The sequence below is a fragment of the Gilliamella sp. LMG 34361 genome (assembly GCF_984569075.1).
On sequence record NZ_OZ474903.1, the window covers coordinates 2,552,742 to 2,572,367 of the forward strand.

Below are 19,626 nucleotides of genomic sequence, written 5' to 3' on the forward strand. Positions count from 1 at the left end.
TATCTATTGACCTTTACCTATTTTGAAATCACCACGAGGTATAGCTGAATTAGTATCCGGCCCAAACCAATGGTTATAAATAGTTAAAGCTTCACCATCATTTTCTAGTTTTAATAATATTTGGTTAACTTTCTCTTTCAAACGAGTTTCCCCTTTTGGAATACCAACAGCTTGATATTCTTGAGTGATACTAAATGGTGAAATTTCAAAAGCAGCTCGTTGTTCTTCAGGAAGATTAGCTAGCAAACCAATTAACTTTGCATCATCTTGAGTAATAGCTTGTACCACACCATTACGCAGCGCAGCAAAAGCAAAAGGCGTATCATCATAGGAGATCACTTTAGCGGTTGGGAACTTTTCACGTAACGTAATTTCCATTACTGTTCCTTTATCTGCTCCTATGCGAAGATTCTTAAGATCATCGGCTGTTTTTAATAACCCTTTTTTAGCTACAAACTTCTGACCGGTAGCAAAATAAGGTAGACTAAAATCGACTGTTTTAGCTCGCTCGTCAGTAACCGTAAAGTTTGCCACAATTAAATCGGCTTTTTGTGAAGTAAGTAGAGGAATGCGATTAGCTGGATTAGTAGGAACAAGTTCGACTTTTACCTTTAATGCTTTGGCAATTTCATTGGCATAATCAACATCAAGACCGGCAATTTTATTGGTTTTTTCATCAATAAAGCCAAACGGAGGATTACTATCAAAAACAGCAATCTTGATCTCTCCTCGTTTTTCTATATCATCCAAACGATCGGCATAAGCAGAATTAACATTCAATAATGTACCGATTAAAGTAACAGCTGTTAACGATTTAGTTAGAAATTTCATGACACATCCTTAATAAGGTAATTTGGTGTTTACATAAAAAGTCTACCAATAAACGGTCTTGTCACTAAATAACAAATATTTACATGGTTATAACAAATAGTTATATGTTAATGAATATATAAATAGTTAACTAATTAATAATATTATTATGCTTAAATATCGATCGTATTAATTTAATCAATCTTACATTTTGGACATATTTAGGCATAAATATCACCTCTACGGTTGATGCTAATTGAGTAATCCATGTAATACCTAAACTATCTAATTATCTGCAAATAAATTTAGGTAAAATATCAAAATTAATATAATCATATTTTATTAAATATCTTAATTAATCAGACATAAACGTTAATCGAAAAATTTGCCCGCTTTCATCTATTAAAAGTAAACGATGAACACCTTTTTTGATGATAGTTAAAGCAATTTTTTCATTATTTTGGGAATTAGCGACTAAATCACCATCCAAAAACCACCATTTTTCACCATAGCCACCTTCAGGAGTTAAACTTATAGTGACTTGTTTAGATCCCGGTAATGCTCTAACTAGTTGTCTATCGCGCAAGCCAATAATATTAAGTGAGGCAAAAACATCTTGCCCCATTACCGGACAACTTTTATCAATTGGCGGTAAAATGTTATGTCTTTTCTCTTTGGTTAATAACCAATTTTCTAATGAAACTGGCCATAGCGCGAGTTGTTTTTTTTGTGCACCTGGGCAATCAGCAGCTACACGTTCACCTCGTTCATTAACCCAAATAGTTATCGCACCAGAACGATAAATATTATTTTTTAGTTCACTATAAGTGCTCAGTGTTGGTGGTACCATATTATTTAAAACCCATGCCGTTTTTTGTCGATGACAATTTATATCCGATTCGGCAAGTGGTTGCCCTAAAGGCCAACAAATTTTCATAGAAGATACTGATTCTGGTTTTTGATAAGCAGTGAGTGGTCGATTTAGAAGATTTTCTCGATTTAATAGGATTGAATTAACATGTTGTAAAAGTGGCATAGCAGACATTGAACCATATTGCCCAACAACGGGCGTTCCATCCGGGCGCCCTACCCAAACACCAATTAAATATCTTGGATTTATACCCACCGCCCAAGCATCACGATACCCATAACTGGTTCCTGTTTTATATGCTAATAAATTACTATTAGCCAGCATTTGTTTCGTTATCCAAGCACTTCCATCGGAAATAAGTGGTTTATTTATCAATGGCTCTTTTGGGGTAAACCGTAATGGACTCACTTCACCATGCCTTGCAAATGCACTGTACGCACTAACAAGATTATCCAACCTTAATGAAGCACCACCTAAGATGTAAGAGATATTAGGTTCATTTGCTATTGAGGATAAAGGTAAACCAACAGCAGCCAGTTTGCCGGTAAATCGTCTTGGTCCATATAACTCAATTAATTGCACCGCAGGTAAATTTAATGATTTGCTTAATGCATCAGATGCGCTAACCGGACCATTAAAACCTTCATCAAAATTTGTTGGGCGATAGTCGGTTGTAATACGTGGGACATCTTGTAATAACGATTCAGAATGAATCATACCTTCATCAATAGCAAAAGCATAAATAAAAGGTTTTAATGTCGAACCGGGGGAACGTAGTGCACTAATCATATCGATTTGGCCAAAACGTTCGTTATCATTAAAATCAGCCGAACCGACATAACCTTTTACGCTCATATCCGTGTGATCCACCACCAAAATAGCCAATGAGGTTTTAGGTGGTAACTGTTTTGCCCGATTAATGGCTAAATCTTCTAAATTATATTGAATGCCAACATCAATCGTCGAGTGAATAATATCCTCATCAGGGTATTTGCGTTTTAAACGATAAGCCAGTAACGGAGCTAATTGTGGTGCTTTTCTTGGATACACCCAAACTTCATCACGGCGAACTGTTTCTATTAAGTCTTTTGACCACACTTCATATTCAGCCAATCTATCTAGTACTTTGTCTCGGGCTTGCTTAGCTCTTTCAGGAAACCGATCAGGTCTTAATCGGCTCGGTGCTTGAGGCAGTACAGCTAATAACACAGATTCACTTCTTGTTAACTCTTTAGGTTGTTTACCAAAATAGGACCAGCTTGCCGCCCCAATACCTTCTATCGTTCCCCCATAAGGTGCACGATTAATATATAAAGATAATATCTCTTTTTTACTATAATGTAATTCAAGTTGAAGGGTTCTAAAGATCTGTTTTAGCTTTCCGACCAGTGTTCGGTCATGTGGATATAATAATCTTGCCACTTGCATAGAGATTGTACTACCACCTGAAATTATTCTATCATTTGCTATATTTTGCCAAGCCGCACGAAATAGAGAAAGCGGATTAATACCGAAATGATCGTAAAAATAGCGATCTTCATAATTCAATAAAACTTCGAGATAATAGTCAGGAATTTCTTCAAGACTGACTGAATACCGCCAAATTCCATCTTTATCAGCAAATCGCCATAATGGTGTTTCATCTTCGGCGACAACCGTTTGAGTAGTTTGATTTTGTGAGATGGATAGCGGAAAAAGATAGTCAGCTATAAAAAAACTACCGATTAATAAAACTAATAATATCAATATAAATTTAAATAGTTTATAAAAGCGTTTTTTCATTATCGTGATTATATGACCCAGCTAAATATATTTAAAAACAAAAAATTCCGCCAAATAAATTGGCGGAAAAATTAGTCAAATTAATTGATATTTAATTAGTTTTGTTCCTTGCGAGGATTTGAAATAGTCATCAAATCAGGTGATTGTCCTATAGCAAAACGTTCCGGACGATACATTGATTCAACATAAGGATAAGGAATCACATAATCGCCAGTAGTTACTGCTCTAACTAAATAGACCAGACGTTTACGATAATTAAGATTAACGGCTGCAACATATCTATCGTCTCTATATTCCTGATATTTGATATCACTAACATCGTCACCTTTCAATAAATCAGCTACACCAGGAATTGATGATAAATTCACACTACTATTAGAAAGGTTTTGATTTTCAAGTTCTAAACCCGCAGGTAAAAAATCAACAATCAACGCATCTCGAACAGGCTCTTTTGCTGTTACATCTAGCACCACGACCATCATTGAACCAACCTTTAATTCTGTTGGCGATATTTTATTACCCTGTAAATCGTAATAGGTTCGACTAATATTAAAGAAACCATCAGGTGAGGTTGGTGCTGGTGGTGTTTTAGAATAACCTGTAACAGAGAACTTAATATAAATTGGTTCATCTGATTGAGAATTATTAATTAGTAACCCCTGCGCTAAATTATCATAATCATAAGAATGAGAAAATACAGAATTAACTTCGTTTATTTTTCCATTTACCGACATTTTAAATTTATTACCACTTTTATGCTGTTCTAATGACCAACCGGCAATAAACAATGAATTTAACTCTTGTGTTGAGAAATAGCGTTTATCGTATAATAAATCCGATAAATTAATTAGATAATTACCTTGATTATTCTCAGCCATATTATTATCTATTAATAAAGATAGAATTAATGATCTATCACGTATTTCGCTACCGTAATTACCTAACCAGTAATTGTACTGATATGAAGTTATGAAAATTAAAGGTAATAATTTTTCATAGGTAGATTGAAAACCATTTAATTTTGCAGTAACCGCTAATTGAGCTAAAGGCAACGGCGAATAGATAAATGATTGATTGCTACTAATCTTATCTGATAAATAATTTATCTCATTTCGCATTGCTGAGGTAATTTTATTTTGTTTACTTAAAACCATTAAAGCATAAGCTTTAATAGATAATTTCTCAAACTCAAGAATATTTGAATCACTATAGTAATTATTAAGATTGTTAAATGCAGACGCATCATAGATATACTGACCTAAACGTGTCATTGCAAAATCAAGTGCTTTGTCACTAACTTGATAACCACGTTCTTTAGCTTGCAATAAGAAGTCAGTTGCATAAACAGTTAGCCAATGCTCTTCTGAACTTTGGTTACTCCATAAACCAAAGCTACCGTTACTACGTTGCATGGATAAGATACGTGAAATACCTTTTTGAACTTTTTCACGTCGCTTTTCATCTGAATCGGTTTTAATACCTAATCGCGCTAGTTGTTCACTATTGGCATATAATGATGGAAATAACCCACTCGTCGTTTGTTCCAAACAACCATAAGGATAAGCAAATAACTCTTTTACATATTGAGCTATATTTAATGGTGGTTGATTAGAGACAACCAATTGTCCTTCAATGGTATTTTCAACTAAGTCTGTCAAAGCTTGATCGGGTAATTGCCAACTTTCATTTGCATCTAGTACTGTCACATAAGATCTTGTTGTTCCTGCATATGCAGGTCTTACTCCAATTGTCCATGAACGTTCAATGTTAAAGTCAGTATTGTCTTCAAGTAAAATCCCTTTAACACCTATTGTTACCTTACCGGTACCATGTCCATAATCAGCAGTGACAGGAATTTGAATAATATCTTTTTGTTTACTATCAAGTTTAACCGATATGGTTTTTGCTTCATTTTGATGAACCAAACCAGAAGTTGATACTTCAACTTGCATATTTTGAGTACTATCAGTCAAATTATGCAGTTCTAAGGCTAATACCGAGCGATCTCCACCAGACAAAAATCGTGGCGTTAATAATTCAGCTACAACTGGAGCTGCAACCTTCATTTTTTTATCTGCTTTACCAAAACGATTATCATCCCATGCTTGCGCCATTATACGAAGTTCACCATTAAAGTTAGGTAATGGTAAATTGATAATACCTTCACCATTATCGTCTAATTGAATGGTTTTTAGCTGTTGTGCAACAATTTCGACTTCATTTGACGGTTTTTTACCTCCTGCGCTCATCGCATCACCGCCGAAACTCATGTTAACATTACGACCGGTAGCCTCAATTAATTTGCCATAAACATCGTAAATATCAATATCTAAACGTTTACGGCCTAAGAATTCGGCATAAGGATCAGGGGTAACAAAATCAGTGATATTTAAAATTCCTGAGTCAACTGCTGAAATCAATACAGTCACTTTTTTATCATCTTGGACAAAAAGCTTATCCATTTTGATTTTTATCGGCACAACACTTTCTGGTTCTACTTGTATTGGTGTATCGATTGAAACGTTTAATTGACGATTAGCCGAATCAACTGGTAAATAAAGCAGCCCAATTGCTCGTTTAACTGTTTGTAATGAAGCATCAGTCGATGGACGAATAATCATGGCACTAATGTAAATATCATGTCGTTTCCAGTTTTCAATAGGAACTTCGACATCTAAACCTTCTTCGCCAACTGTAATTGCTTTTTTCCAAATAGTGCCGTCATTGGTTTCAAGTGAAATATAGCCAGAACCAGCTACAGGCGCTTGAACATTAACTTTAGCAATATCACCAGGATTATAAGATGGTTTATCAATACTCAATTTAACTTGATCTGGCCGAATGGATTTAGTACCGCGAGTATTATCTTCCCAATCATAACCAGACCAGAATCGGAAACTTGTCATAACTTTAGTATCAGTATCCACAATTTCAACACGATAAGAACCATAATCGGTTGGTTGATATGCTATTTTAGTGGTACTATCAGACTCAATAGATAGCTGTTCTTCCGAAATCACAAACTCTTTAGAGTTATAATTTAAACGCCAGCCATCTTCGTCTGACCATACCCAATAATAATTATTACGCTCACGAATAAGTCTAGCTTTTAGTGAATTAGTTCCTAACTTATCCCCATCTGTATTCACATAAGCAATTTCAAACTCTGCATTACTATTTATATCCACAGTAGGACGTTCATAATAATTATCATTATTCCAATCATAGTATGGTGAATCTTCAAATAATGGACGGATTGCTGGCAATTTAGATGCAGGCCAAATAGTTTGCGTTGCATAGCGGTTAACTGGTCTACCTCCTGAATCTAGCAAACTAGCTTGTAAAACTACTTTAACAGGTGAAGATATTCCAGACCAATAATCTTTATCAGCATAAATTTCAGTAAAACCGTCGTTATTTAACTTTAACTCTAAAGAATCAAGTTCACGATATGGATCATCATCAGTAACCGATCCAATTTTAAAGTCATTTAATCCGGGAACCGTGTCCACTTTCTTCAAATAAAGATTAGCATCTAAGCGATTACCTGATGCAGGCTCACCGTATAAATACCAACCTTTGATATTAAACCAAACATTTTCATCATTTAACATGGGACCATCAGATGAACTTTTGATTTCCATCGCCATACGTTCTGGCAAAAATTCTTCAACTTTAAAATTCCATTTCTGATAGTTATCATCCCCTAAATTGAAACGAATTGTCCAATTACCTGTGTCTGCATTAGCTGGAATGTCAAACTGTTGTTGATATAAACCATTGGTATCAGCAATGCTTTTTAATTGGAAAGTTTTAACGACTTTACCTTGAGTAGAAATCACTTCTGCAATGATTGGTTGATCAGGTAATGATTGGCCATCAGCATCACGTACGAGTGCATTAAAATAAACAGTTTCTTCTGGACGATAAAGATCACGAGGTCCGAAAACAAACAATTGTTTTTTATAGAACGGTTTACCAGATAAATTGAAATCGGTTAAGTTAAGCGCATTTCTGTCAAGTGGTACAAATGAAGTTTGTCTTCCATCGGTTGCAGTCAATATGTTATATACAACACCTTTATTTTTAGTAAATTCAGCGTAACCATCTTTATCTGTCGTTGCTGTAATATTGTTACATGTTTTGTTACTGTCACTGGTTTGGCATAGTAGTGACAAATTGATATTGGCAAGTGGTTTTCCATTATCTAAACCATGAGCCATTACTACTAATTTACCATTTTCATAACTATGAAGTGAAACCCCAATGTTACTGATTGAAAATATGGTCGCAGGATTCGATTCATTATAAGTTCCCGCTTCATTCATTACTGCAATATAAACACCTTCTTGATTAAGCTCTGCAACTTTAGAAAGGTTAACAATAACGGTTTCTTGTGTGTTCGGTTTAGGATTAAGATCGAATCTTGATGAATAAACTAAGTCGGTATATTCGTTCATCGATTGCGAGCGCCAAATTGATAACATATCAATAAAGCCATAATTTTCAATTAAAGAAATCAGTTTTTCTGGTTTGATTTTGAAAAAGTTAATATCGACTTTATTGACATTTAACGTGGTAATTGGCAACCCACCCATGGATTTACTTGGTAATAATAATCCAGTACTAGCAAAACCAACTATTGGTTGACGTTCTTGAGTAGTTATTTCGGATTGATATACAGATGGTAAATGGCTATCGTTAATTGCTGATAACATTTTATCGATAGTTAAAACCAAATTACGATTTGGTTGAAGATAACGAAGTCTTAATTCAAGACCATTATCAGACAATTCCCATGCACCATCAACCACACCACTGTCTTTGTCAACCAATCTCAATAAATTTGAAAAATTCAATTTTGGATTAATAGGAACAGAAAATGTCACGACTAAAGTACTTGAACCATCCAGAATAACTTCTGAACTATCAATTACTTTTAGCTCTTTACCTTTATATTTTTCAATTAATTCAGGTGTTGGATTAAATGGATTACGAGATTGCGAATTAACACTTGAATCATAAGTTGTATTATCCGTATTTTCCGTATTTTCCGTATTTTCCGTAGCTAACTCAATTTTATTAGTATTGTCTGAATCCGCCGTTTTATTTTTTTGATCGTCACAAGCGCATAACGTCAAAAACAAACTTAACACAGCCAAGTGTCTTATCAATCTCATTATTTCACCTAATTCCTGCTATTCCAAATTAATTTACAGATTATTTTTTTGCAAATATTATGCACTGTCACTTTAACTTTAGCAAAGAATCTTTAGCTAGATTAGTAATTTATTTTCAGATTAATAAAATTTTCGATTTAGTAAAAAAGTTGAGGAACGAGGTTTTTGAAGGAGAGAATACTGACACTTAGCACTTATCATGATTGCGATAAGCGCTAACTGTCTATAATTTATGGGTTATTAGGCAAATATTGGTTTATTTTATTGTGACTTTATAATTAATTTTTTTAAGATAAAATTCAGAATAATGCCATATAATGGTAAAAAGAATAGACCACAGATGATAATTTTAAAACTATAATCGATAGTGGCGATTTCGACCCAATGCGTAGCCATAAATTCATCATTTGTTTTATAAAAGGCGATCGCAAAAAAGACAACAGTATCAATACCATTTCCTAGTACTGCCGATGCAGAAGGCGCCACCCACCATGCTCTGTTTTTACGTAGATAATTAAACACGGTGATATCCATTAATTGGCCAACTAAGTAAGCAGCAAAACTCGCTAACGCAATTCGGAAAACAAAACTATTAAACTCACTTAACGCTGAAAATCCTATCCAGTGCGTTTCAAAAAAAAGTACTGAAATAGAATAAGAAAATAGTAAAGCGGGAATCATCACCACAAAAATAATCTTTCTCGCTAAACTCGCGCCAAAGACCCGAATAGTTAAATCAGTAGTCAAAAAGATAAATGGAAAGGTAAACGCTCCCCACGTGGTATGGAAACCAAAAATATCAAAAGGGATTTGTACCAGATAATTGCTTGAAGCAATAACCAAAATATGAAAAAACGAAAGCCAACCAAGGGCTTTCATTTGTTGTGCGTGAGTAAATTGGCTAGTTTGTTCTGAATTAGTGTTCAGATACATAAATTTTTCCTTTTTTAATGGGGTAAGTCAGCCCAGTGTTACAATTAATTTGAATGATTAAGGTATTCGTTTAAACCTTTTTCGCGAAGAATACAGCTAGGACATTGGCCACATCCACCATCTACACCATAGTAACAAGTATGGGTGTGGCTTCGGACATACTCCAAATAGCCAAGTTTATCTGCTATTTCCCATGTTTGGGCCTTCGTTAGATACATAAGTGGAGTAATAAGATTAAAATTGTAATCCATAGCCAGATTCATCGATACATTCATTGATTTAATAAAGACATCTCGACAATCAGGATAGCCACTAAAATCGGTTTCACAGACACCAATAATAATATTACGTATACCTTGTTGCTTGGCATAACAACCTGCTAGAAGTAAGAACAGCATATTACGACCGTCAACAAAAGTATTCGGGTAATCCCCATCTTTGGCTGCTTTGATTTCTTGCGAATCATCAATCAAAGCATTATTAGTGGTCTGTTTAATCACCGAAGTATCGATCACCGTTTGTTTAACGCCAAGATCTTCAGCAATCCATTTGGCTTTTTCAAGCTCAATAACATGCCGTTGCCCATATTGAAAGCTAATGGTTTCCACATTTTCGCGTCCATAATCAGCAATGGCTTGCAGTAAACAGGTGGTAGAGTCTTGCCCACCAGAAAATATCACTAGTGCTTTACGATTTTGCATGTTTCTTTATTCCAATTTAACTATTTCGTAATACGGTTGCGTTGAAAAGATTAACGATTATCAACTTTTTCAGGATAAAGATCGTGATTAGCTAAACGATTCATCGCTATTTGCTGCCAATTGGTGCCAGCTTTACCATAATTGGCATATGGATCGATTGAGATTCCACCGCGTGGCGTGAATTTGCCCCAAACTTCAATATATTTAGGATCCATTAACTTAATTAGATCTTTCATAATGATGTTGATGCAATCTTCATGATAATCACCATGATTACGGAAACTGAATAGATATAGCTTGAGTGATTTACTTTCTACCATTTTTATATTTGGCACATACGAAATATAAATAGTAGCAAAATCGGGTTGGCCAGTAATTGGACAAAGACTGGTAAATTCCGGACAGTTGAATTTAACAAAATAATCATTGCCGGGATGTTTATTATCGAATGTTTCTAAAATTTCTGGACAATAGTCAGTTGGATAGCGAACGGATTGATCGCCAAGTAGTGTTAGGTTACTCATAATTTTCCTTAGTTTTTTAGCGTGGGAGGTTCACGAACCACGTAATAAGGCGCACACCTTACTCTTTTTAGGGCTAAAAGTCTAGAATATTGATTAAAAACCCGCTAGTTTAAGTGTTTATTGGTAGCGCAATGCTAGAATTAATTTATTAAAAAAATCGCGCATTTTAACTAAAAATGACATGTTTAATTTAATTCTATACCGAAAACGACGTTACCTTATTTTCCGTAACATTGACATGTAATGCTCTACCCTGATCATCAAAAAAACAATATTCATCACCAATATACGAACACGACACCTTGGTCGATGCATTCCACTCAATTGTCATGCATATTTTCTTATTAAAAGGATAAAAGAGATGAATATCATAACCAGATTCATCTATTCTTTGAATGATAAGTGCCATAAATGCCATAAGTTGACCGGTTGAGTAGATAAGTAGGTTATCGAATTGTTTTTGGACTATTTTTAATGGAAATTCGGAGCAATAACGAATGTCACTAAATCTAAATCGCAACTTCTGATTAAATCGATTATATTCCATTTTCATTATGTCAGAATCATGAGAAATAAATATTTTATTATTTTCTTCATTTATATCAATTCGTTTTATTAAACAATGTTCCGGCAAACTATAACAAAAAGCTTCATATTTATTTTCATTACTGAGCGTCAAAATAGTTTTGTAATTAATATTCATGGCTATTTGTTTGACACTATTCGGGGAAAAATCCACACGCCAAACCACAGATAACTTATCACTTATATCAATAATTTCTAAACAATTATCTTTAATAATAGTCCAATTGATGCCATCAAACTCCCAGCAACATAAATCAAATTTGATCACCCCAAGATCGACGATGCTACCGGTACTCAAATCGAGTTTATGAATACGATAATAATTATCTCGTTTAATCAATGCTAAAACCTGTAATCGGTTTGCAGATACCACAAAGCTATCAGCAACAATCATAAAATGGGCTAGTTGCTTACCTTGCTTATTAACTTGAATAATGCCTAGTTCACCTAATGCTAATAAAAAGTTATTATTGGTTAACGGTATCATAGCAAAAATTGCTTTCTGCCCCTTATCGGGACAATGATATCGTATAACATTACTCGTCTCTAATAACGATTTTTGTTTAACACGGTTTAAACTTGATAACGGCAGATCCACCTGCAACGCTTTATCTTGAGTTAGTTTAATTAATGCTGCTATATCAGATTTAGTAAATTTATTAGGATAAGTGATGGCATCAACAAGAATATGATTGATCATTATCCGCAACAAACCGCGCAATTTATCAATATATTTTTGTTGTTCTAGAATTTCATAAGCTATTTCCAACCTTGTTTGATAATAACTAACATTAGTTTTGATTTCCATTAAGCATTCTTCAAGTTTATTAATGGAATCTGGCATTAGAATAAAGCGTTTTACGATCGCTTTGGCATTAAATTTATCAACGTTACAAAGCCACTGTTCAGCTAGATAGCGATATTCTGTTAGTGGCCAAATAACATCAATCGCCGCTAACCACTCTGCTTTTTCCGCTAAGGTGTTGGCCCACTCTACTCTTAACTTCTTTGCAATTTCACGTTGTTCTTCTTCAAGCATTATAATCGCACTAGCAAATGCATGATCTCGTCTTGCTATCATTATTGCTGTATGCCAATCATTAGCTAAACAACATAGTTTAACTATCCACGCAGTATTTGCATTCCTAGCAATAGCGAGCTCCATAGCCTGTTTGTACATTTTATGCTGTTCTAGACATTCTATCCCTTCTTTTAAATTATTGAGTAGTTCAACTAAAACATAAACCGCTGCTTCAATTTTTTTTTGTTGGATTAACTTAGTAGCAGTTTGTCGATATAACTGTTGCAAATAGTTTTTCAATTGTTGGTCAAGATTAATAGCGAGCGAATTTCCATAAACCGATTCACTTAATGACAATTTTTCACGCGGCTTGGGTACACCAAATGATTGTCCTATTGGAGGTTGATCACCATTGATCGGAATAGCATAACGCAAAGCATCCATCAAATTACCTTTCTCAAGTTTTTTAATCATTGTGTCAATATATTTACCTTGTCGAAAAGCAACTAAATGGCTCAATTTCGAAACTAAGGCAAATAATGTTGCGTAATGACGCCACTGACTTAATACCGATTTTTTTCGATTAGCACGCGATGGTAGCGTTGAGTAATTAAGGTTAGGAGTTGCTTGTAAATCACCCGCTTTAATATTATAAGAAAAATTTTTTGCTACAATGTTGGGAGGAAAATTAGCTTGTTTAACCTTAGATGGGAGATTGTATAGAAATTTTATAATTTTTATACCTAGCAAAATAGTCACGACATAAAATGAGGTCAAAAGGATAAAAGAGCAAATTTTAGATAAATTTTGACTAAGTCGCGTTTCAAGTGAAAATAATTTAAAATTAAAATAAATCAATATTGCCATCAGCAAGATTAATAGAATAAAAATGGGTAAGATCAAATTCCTTTTTGTTATTGATGGTTCTTGATCGTATTTATTATATTGTTTATCTTTTTCCTGTTGAATACCATTATGTTGGCTATTAACGAACTCCAACATTCGCCGATTAGGGCGAGGTATTTTTCCTGCCAATATTTGTTCGATGGATTTACTCTCTTCAATATCTTCAGATAACTCATCATAAACAATATTAATATTATAACTGTCCGTCTCGCTTAATTGATATTCTGTTAGATCAATCCAATCGGCAGGATCGATATGGACCGCATCTTCATAACGATAACAATTGATATCGTTCCCCATTACAATAACCAAATCATAATTCATGATTTCAGCATCTGGTTTTTTTACAAATTGTGTTGAGGTGAGGATTCCATTTTCTAAAACTAATGGCCAACCATCTAAATTATTACAATTGAGCGTTTTTGGGTTTGCAAACTTGAGTAAGTCACCTTGTTCAAATCGATAAATTGAACATCCTATAAACCACGATTTTATCAACAAACCTCGACGCTGCTCACTCTCAAACCATTGCTTAGGAAACCATATTCCAAATACCTTTTGTACGCCTTTCAGCGTTGGATAGCCAATAAAATAGGTGTTATTGTTCATTGTGTAAATCATCTTGATATAATTTTAATCTTATTGATCGCGTCAAAAAGGAATACAAAATTAATTCACCGATATCAGTGATAATTGTGAAGCATTGAGCTAATGAGTGATAACTATAATTGACAATTTTATTTGATGAACTCAAACAGATATCAATGTTATTATTGAGATAATCAAATGTTGCCACTTGTTTTTTATCATGATTGATTATTAGAAAATTAATTTTATCTTCATGATAATCATGAAAAAGCCCAAAAACCTGCCAGTTTAAAGGCGTTTTTACTTCAACATAACTATTTTCATTATCAAATACTTGCCATTGTTGCTCGAATCCAATGGCTAGTCGACCAAAACCTGTCAACCATAAGTTTTCGGCGGAAATAAAATACTGTAGATTATCATGAATTGATTTTATCTTTAAACAATATGGTAAATGATACAAATGTTCACTTTCTATCCAAAACTGATCTTGATTATGATAAATATAACATGCATGTCTATCACTTAATTTAAACAATGCAATAACGTTTTGAGCAATTTTCTCAACTTGTTTAATTTCCTCGCTATTTTTTGGTACGCAAAATATTGAATAAAGTACTTTTTGATCGTCAATATATAAAATATTCGTTACATCATATCCATACATCGATTGTCTAGATATCGATAAAAAATGCGACAAAGTGTGGTTTGCATTGATTTGAATAGCTTCAGATAGCGCTTTTCGTGGACCTTTAGTTCCCCATAAAAAAATTTTTTGATCTTCTTGATATAAAGCGAATATGTATTTGCCTTGAATATCAATTGCCAATACCTTAGACTTTAACTTCAATTGATAAAATTTGATACGGCATTTCTGTCTCTGAGATAAGGCATCACTAATTCCAATAAAATGAATATTATTGTTTTCATTGTTAAACATTAAAACATAATCTCCATTTTTTGAAATTTTAGGCTTGAAGTTAATATTTATAGGTTCAATGAATTGTTGATTAATTACACCGTAATTACTACCTGACTCGAATTGTCCCGACAATAATTTTGCGCAAATAACTTGGTTAGGTAATGTGAGTTCAAAACGCTTTGCTACTTTATTACTCACTATATTAACTGCTATTTTACTAAAGTGATTAATCAATCTGCTTATTGATACTTTATGAGTTGCAAAATCACTTTGTGAAATGTTATTACCAATTAACCAACACTCATCATAAAATAATTCAGATTTTTGTAAATAATTATGCCAATAATCTAATTGGTTATCATCAATACATGTAATTGTACGGCTATTCAATAACAGCTTTAGATCCTCGATACCTGAAAACAATTTTAATTTTGATCTTGATTGTATGATGCCCCAGTAAAATTGACTCTTGTGTTGCTGAGCTCGGATATCGAATAATATCATCAAAATCAGATGGGCAAGACGCGGAACACCTAATTGTAATAATCCACAATCAAACAAAGCGATAATCACACCATTCGCTTTTGATTTTTCATATATTGGCGTTACGAAAAGATGCTCATTACTAACTGCACGACGGATAAACTCATCTGGCTCTTCTTCCCCTATTAACCATTCTGTCGTCAATAAGTGTTGGTAATCTCCTCGATTGTGAATGTCACCTAAACCAGATGATAACATTTGGTCACACCATTTACTTTCCTTGACAGGACCAAGAGAATTGCTTAATTGCCAAAGCAAATCAGCAATAACGGGTTGTAAGTCTTCATCAAACCATGATAACCAAGATTGCCAAGTTTGAATTGGTTTGGTGAATTGATTATATGGCATATTCAAGAAACTCTTTGGTTAATGGCCAACTAATACCTAAAGGAATAATCATTTTAGGATGATCCCATAATAGTACATGTTTATGAGTAAATTTATTCGCGATAGCATTAGCTAAAAGCAAGGTGGAAATTGAGGGTTTAGCATGACATGGTAACCAAAGTTGGGGAACTTGACTGTCAACCATTGCATACTGAACTCCATCTACCCACGGCAATTGAGCTTCAGGACCAATGATGATTATAAAATCTTCACCTTTCACAAATTTAAATTTTTGCAAATCGTATTTATCTTGATTTTTCAAAAGGTAAAGTAGTAAACGTGGCACTGTTTCATGCCATGCAACTACAGCAACAGGGATTACTGCCTCATTATTGAGTTGCCAATGCCAGTTGATCAATCTTTTGTTGTTCATATTACGCTATCAATTTAATTAATTGTGTTCTTAACTGGTTTAATTCATCTGGTATAGTTTCAGTGGTGTAATTGGCATCAATTTCACGTAACACACTTTCTACTTGAATATCGCCTTGATTTAGGCAACGATTAGCCAGTTCAACCAACCTTTGTAAACGGGCGTTAGGTTGTTGCGACGCTAATTCCGTAGCGTAAAACAATTGAGAATTATTTGATAGTGTAAAAAATTCCTTTAAAATCTCTTGACCACGCTGTTGCAGATCTTTGGTCGGTAAAACGTAAAATAAAGGCCAAATGTCTTGTTTTTGAGCTTCAAGGCGACCATTTACTAAAGCTGCTGCTGCAATAAGTTTTAATGTTTTTACCACTCGTCTATCAGTCAAAATAATGCCATTTTGTCTTAGTAAACGGATTGCATCAGCAAAAGAAGGAATAATGCGATCTAATTTAACATTTTTTAAATGTTCACTCATTTCTGATAGTTCATTTAATGAAAAAACTGAATCAACATGGGTAAACTCAGCTTGCCAACCCCCGACTAATAAGTCTTCAATAAAATTATCAGTAATTGGTTCAATAAAAAGATGGATTAAAAAACGATCGGCGAAAGCAGCTAGGCCTTCGTCTTCTGGAAGCGAATTTGATGCTCCAATACAAATTTTCAATGGACAGTCTATTTGCGTATGTCCACGTCTAAATTTTCGTTCATTTAATATACCTAGCAAGGTATTTAAAATTGCCGTTGAACCTAAAAAAACTTCATCTAAAAATGCGATTTCAGCTTCCGGTAACATTCCTTGGGTATCGGTCTCAACGCTCCCTTCTCGAAGTTTTTTAAGGTTAACAGTCCCAAACAATTCTGATGGTTCGGTAAAACGACCTAAAAGATATTCAAAATAGTTACCATCCATGATTCTAGCCATACGCCTAACTACAGCACTTTTAGCTGTACCTGGCGGCCCGATAACTAATAAATGTTCTTTGGCGATAGCTGCGAGTATGATGAGTTCAGCGAGTTGCTGACGACCAATAAAACCTTGGGTGGCAACTTTAATGCATTCGTGAATTTTAGTGATGTTTTCCATTATATTTCTTTATATTTATATTTATATTTATATTTATATTTATATTTATATTTATATATAAATTATAGCGTTATTATATTAGCAATTAATTATCTTAAAGAATGGTAACTCTTTTATAAAGAGAAATATTTTATAATCTATAAAAAAGGTCTCATGCAGATTTGAAATTTATCTACTTGAGACCATCATTAATTTGAAAAATTTAATCTTATTATGGTTAATAATCAATAACTATCTAATAAGGTAAGAACAAAAATCACAATTATTTCGCTTTAAGTTTGTTATAATAATCAGCTAAATTATTTTTGGCTTCAGTTAACTCTTTTTCGGCATCATTTAATTTAGCTTTTAATGCATCAATTTTATCTTGATTTGCATTGAGTTTATCTTTGGCATATTCTTTGGTTTTTTCGGCTAATTCTTTTGTTTTGTCAGTTACATCTTTGGTTTTTTCAACCACTAATCTTTTGTATTTTTCTTCTAATGTTTCATCTTTACAGTTGGTATTAACTTCTTGAAGTGCTTTTTCAAGACCGGTTACTTCATTGGTATTATTGGCAGTTTTAGCTTGATTAATTTTGGTTTGAATTGCTTGCTTTTTAGCGTCGCAAGTTAACCCTTGGTATTCATCGTTGCCTGTTGCATAACTGTTGATAGAAAACGCAGTAACTAAAGTGATAATGCTTAACTTACTTAATAACCTTATTGCTGATTTCATATTGATTCCCCTAAGTTTATTTTCTTAATTGAACACAATCTACTTTATGGTCTTTACCTTTGGTTAGAATCAAACTTGCTCGTTCCCGTGTTGGCAGGATGTTTTCGATTAAATTTAATTCATTAATTTCTCGCCAAAGGCGGTTAGCAATATTCACGGCTTCTTGTTCAGGAAGCTTAGAATAGTGGTTAAAGTAAGAGTTAGGATCACTAAATGCCCCAGCTCTAAATTTTAAAAATCGGTTCACATACCAGTCATGTAATAATGGTAATTGCGCATCGACATAGATAGAAAAATCCACATAATCGGAAACAAATACCCGATTATTAGCTTGAGTATAGTTTATGGTACCTTGTAAAACGTTTAATCCTTCAAGAATTAAAATATCTGGGCTATCGATGGTGATCTGTTCGTCTTCAACAATATCGTAAACTAAATGAGAATAAACGGGTGCTTTAACTTCTGATTGTCCTGACTTTACATCAGCAACAAAATTAATTAACTTTTTGATATCATAAGATTGAGGAAATCCTTTCTTATTCATGATACCACGTTCTTCAAGATAGCGATTGGGATATAAAAAACCATCGGTCGTCACTAATGCAACTTTGCGATGCTCTGGCCATCGAGTTAATAATGCTTGTAAAACGCGAGCTGTGGTACTTTTACCAACAGCGACACTACCAGCAATACCAATTACATAAGGTATTTTTTGGCTTTTACCAAGGAACTTTGATAAGACTGCCTGACGGCTAAAACTGTTGCTTATATAATAATTGAGTAATCGAGATAAAGGCAAGTAAATTTCACTTACTTCATCCATAGATAAATCCTCATTAATACCTTGTAGTGAAGTTAACTCCTTTGCTGTTAAAGTCATCGGTACCGCATTACGCAAACCTGCCCACTCTTGTCGGGTAAATTGCATATAAGGGCTCAAATGATTTTTCATGTCTTATTCTCTATTGCTCACTGATTAAAATTATTTGGCTCAGATTATACTAAATCTATTTTTTTACAATCATAAATTCGCATTACCTTCTGCTCATAGCTATATTAACCACTTACTGGTAAAATAAGTTCAGAGCATTAACAACCAGATATTAAATTGAGATTGTATGTTAAAAAATAAATCGAAACTAAAACCCCAAAAAACCCGTCAAGAGATTAATGAAGAGTCTCGTGAACTTAAGCGTAAACGCAAACACAAAGGTTTGCCTAGTGGTTCTCGTTTTAATGGACAATATAAAAATAAAAAATCAGCTAATACCATTAAAGATCCGCGAATTGGTAGTAAAAAACCAATTTCATTGGTACAAACGAATGATTTAACGATGAAAAGCGAAGTTAATCAACCACAAAAAACTAAATTAACACCGCAACAAGAGTTAGAACAACTTGAAAATGATACTCAACTAGACCATTTACTTAATTTAGTTGAGCAAGGCAAAACATTGACTAATGATCAACAATCTTATCTCGATAATAAACTAGATCGCATTGATCAACTGATGACACAGTTAGGTTATGAAGATGACGATTTTGATGAAGATGAAGAAGAGTCTAAAGAAGATATTGTCGGCTTACTTAAGCGTAAGTAAGTTAGTATAATTTTATATAAATGACAAATTAATATTTTTTGTAACAAATAATCACGATTAAGAGCCATCAACCATGCCAATATTTATTATGCTA

Annotated in this window: 13 protein-coding genes and 1 riboswitch; of the genes, 1 reads left to right on the forward strand and 12 read right to left on the reverse strand. The window is 33.7% G+C overall.

Annotated elements, in window-relative coordinates:
* Positions 1-3 precede the first annotated feature (3 nt).
* From AC5LXI_RS11985 to coaA, 12 genes are all read right to left on the reverse strand, one after another.
* Entirely contained in the window at positions 4-831 is an 828-nt protein-coding gene (locus tag AC5LXI_RS11985) for an ABC transporter substrate-binding protein (protein WP_493442539.1), read from the reverse strand.
* Between the two features lie 334 nt (positions 832-1,165).
* A complete protein-coding gene (gene pbpC, locus AC5LXI_RS11990) occupies positions 1,166-3,463 on the reverse strand; it encodes a penicillin-binding protein 1C (RefSeq protein ID WP_493442540.1) in 2,298 nt (765 codons plus the stop codon).
* Positions 3,464-3,558: 95 nt separating this feature from the next.
* Positions 3,559-8,643, reverse strand: coding sequence for an alpha-2-macroglobulin family protein (locus tag AC5LXI_RS11995; RefSeq protein ID WP_493442541.1), 5,085 nt, complete (start codon positions 8,641-8,643; stop codon positions 3,559-3,561).
* Positions 8,644-8,904: 261 nt separating this feature from the next.
* Complete coding sequence (locus tag AC5LXI_RS12000) at positions 8,905-9,576, reverse strand: 7-cyano-7-deazaguanine/7-aminomethyl-7-deazaguanine transporter (RefSeq protein ID WP_493442542.1); 672 nt, start codon at positions 9,574-9,576, stop codon at positions 8,905-8,907.
* Positions 9,577-9,620: 44 nt separating this feature from the next.
* A complete protein-coding gene (gene queC, locus AC5LXI_RS12005; protein ID WP_493442543.1) occupies positions 9,621-10,277 on the reverse strand; it encodes a 7-cyano-7-deazaguanine synthase QueC in 657 nt (218 codons plus the stop codon).
* Between the two features lie 50 nt (positions 10,278-10,327).
* Complete coding sequence (queF, locus tag AC5LXI_RS12010; RefSeq protein ID WP_493442544.1) at positions 10,328-10,801, reverse strand: preQ(1) synthase; 474 nt, start codon at positions 10,799-10,801, stop codon at positions 10,328-10,330.
* A 2-nt stretch (positions 10,802-10,803) separates the two neighbouring features.
* A riboswitch (PreQ1 riboswitch) is annotated at positions 10,804-10,848 on the reverse strand.
* A gap of 149 nt (positions 10,849-10,997) precedes the next feature.
* On the reverse strand, positions 10,998-13,922 hold the full coding sequence (locus AC5LXI_RS12015) for a bpX6 domain-containing protein (RefSeq protein ID WP_493442545.1): 2,925 nt from the start codon (positions 13,920-13,922) through the stop codon (positions 10,998-11,000).
* Positions 13,912-15,714, reverse strand: a complete 1,803-nt coding sequence (locus tag AC5LXI_RS12020; RefSeq protein ID WP_493442546.1) for a hypothetical protein — start codon at positions 15,712-15,714, stop codon at positions 13,912-13,914. The genes AC5LXI_RS12015 and AC5LXI_RS12020 overlap by 11 nt, the downstream gene beginning before the upstream one ends.
* On the reverse strand, positions 15,704-16,126 hold the full coding sequence (locus tag AC5LXI_RS12025; protein WP_493442547.1) for a bpX5 domain-containing protein: 423 nt from the start codon (positions 16,124-16,126) through the stop codon (positions 15,704-15,706). Before AC5LXI_RS12025 ends, AC5LXI_RS12020 begins: the two co-directional genes overlap by 11 nt.
* Position 16,127: 1 nt before the next feature.
* Entirely contained in the window at positions 16,128-17,213 is a 1,086-nt protein-coding gene (locus AC5LXI_RS12030) for an AAA family ATPase (RefSeq protein ID WP_493442548.1), read from the reverse strand.
* Between the two features lie 262 nt (positions 17,214-17,475).
* A complete protein-coding gene (locus AC5LXI_RS12035; protein WP_493442549.1) occupies positions 17,476-17,931 on the reverse strand; it encodes a DUF1090 domain-containing protein in 456 nt (151 codons plus the stop codon).
* A gap of 16 nt (positions 17,932-17,947) precedes the next feature.
* Positions 17,948-18,883, reverse strand: coding sequence for a type I pantothenate kinase (gene coaA, locus AC5LXI_RS12040; RefSeq protein ID WP_493442550.1), 936 nt, complete (start codon positions 18,881-18,883; stop codon positions 17,948-17,950).
* 166 nt (positions 18,884-19,049) lie between these two features.
* On the opposite strand from coaA, the gene yihI reads away from it, so the two are divergent.
* Positions 19,050-19,532 carry a Der GTPase-activating protein YihI gene (gene yihI / locus AC5LXI_RS12045; RefSeq protein WP_493442551.1) on the forward strand — a complete coding sequence of 161 codons (483 nt, stop codon included), beginning with the start codon at positions 19,050-19,052 and terminating at the stop codon, positions 19,530-19,532.
* Positions 19,533-19,626 lie beyond the last annotated feature (94 nt).

Coding starts and splice junctions, on each gene's coding strand:
- AC5LXI_RS11985 (WP_493442539.1), bottom strand. CDS start 831: ATGAAATTTCTAACTAAATCGTTAACAGCTGTTACTTTAATCGGTACA.
- pbpC (WP_493442540.1), bottom strand. CDS start 3,463: ATGAAAAAACGCTTTTATAAACTATTTAAATTTATATTGATATTATTA.
- AC5LXI_RS11995 (WP_493442541.1), bottom strand. CDS start 8,643: ATGAGATTGATAAGACACTTGGCTGTGTTAAGTTTGTTTTTGACGTTA.
- AC5LXI_RS12000 (WP_493442542.1), bottom strand. CDS start 9,576: ATGTATCTGAACACTAATTCAGAACAAACTAGCCAATTTACTCACGCA.
- queC (WP_493442543.1), bottom strand. CDS start 10,277: ATGCAAAATCGTAAAGCACTAGTGATATTTTCTGGTGGGCAAGACTCT.
- queF (WP_493442544.1), bottom strand. CDS start 10,801: ATGAGTAACCTAACACTACTTGGCGATCAATCCGTTCGCTATCCAACT.
- AC5LXI_RS12015 (WP_493442545.1), bottom strand. CDS start 13,922: ATGAACAATAACACCTATTTTATTGGCTATCCAACGCTGAAAGGCGTA.
- AC5LXI_RS12020 (WP_493442546.1), bottom strand. CDS start 15,714: ATGCCATATAATCAATTCACCAAACCAATTCAAACTTGGCAATCTTGG.
- AC5LXI_RS12025 (WP_493442547.1), bottom strand. CDS start 16,126: ATGAACAACAAAAGATTGATCAACTGGCATTGGCAACTCAATAATGAG.
- AC5LXI_RS12030 (WP_493442548.1), bottom strand. CDS start 17,213: ATGGAAAACATCACTAAAATTCACGAATGCATTAAAGTTGCCACCCAA.
- AC5LXI_RS12035 (WP_493442549.1), bottom strand. CDS start 17,931: ATGAAATCAGCAATAAGGTTATTAAGTAAGTTAAGCATTATCACTTTA.
- coaA (WP_493442550.1), bottom strand. CDS start 18,883: ATGAAAAATCATTTGAGCCCTTATATGCAATTTACCCGACAAGAGTGG.
- yihI (WP_493442551.1), top strand. CDS start 19,050: ATGTTAAAAAATAAATCGAAACTAAAACCCCAAAAAACCCGTCAAGAG.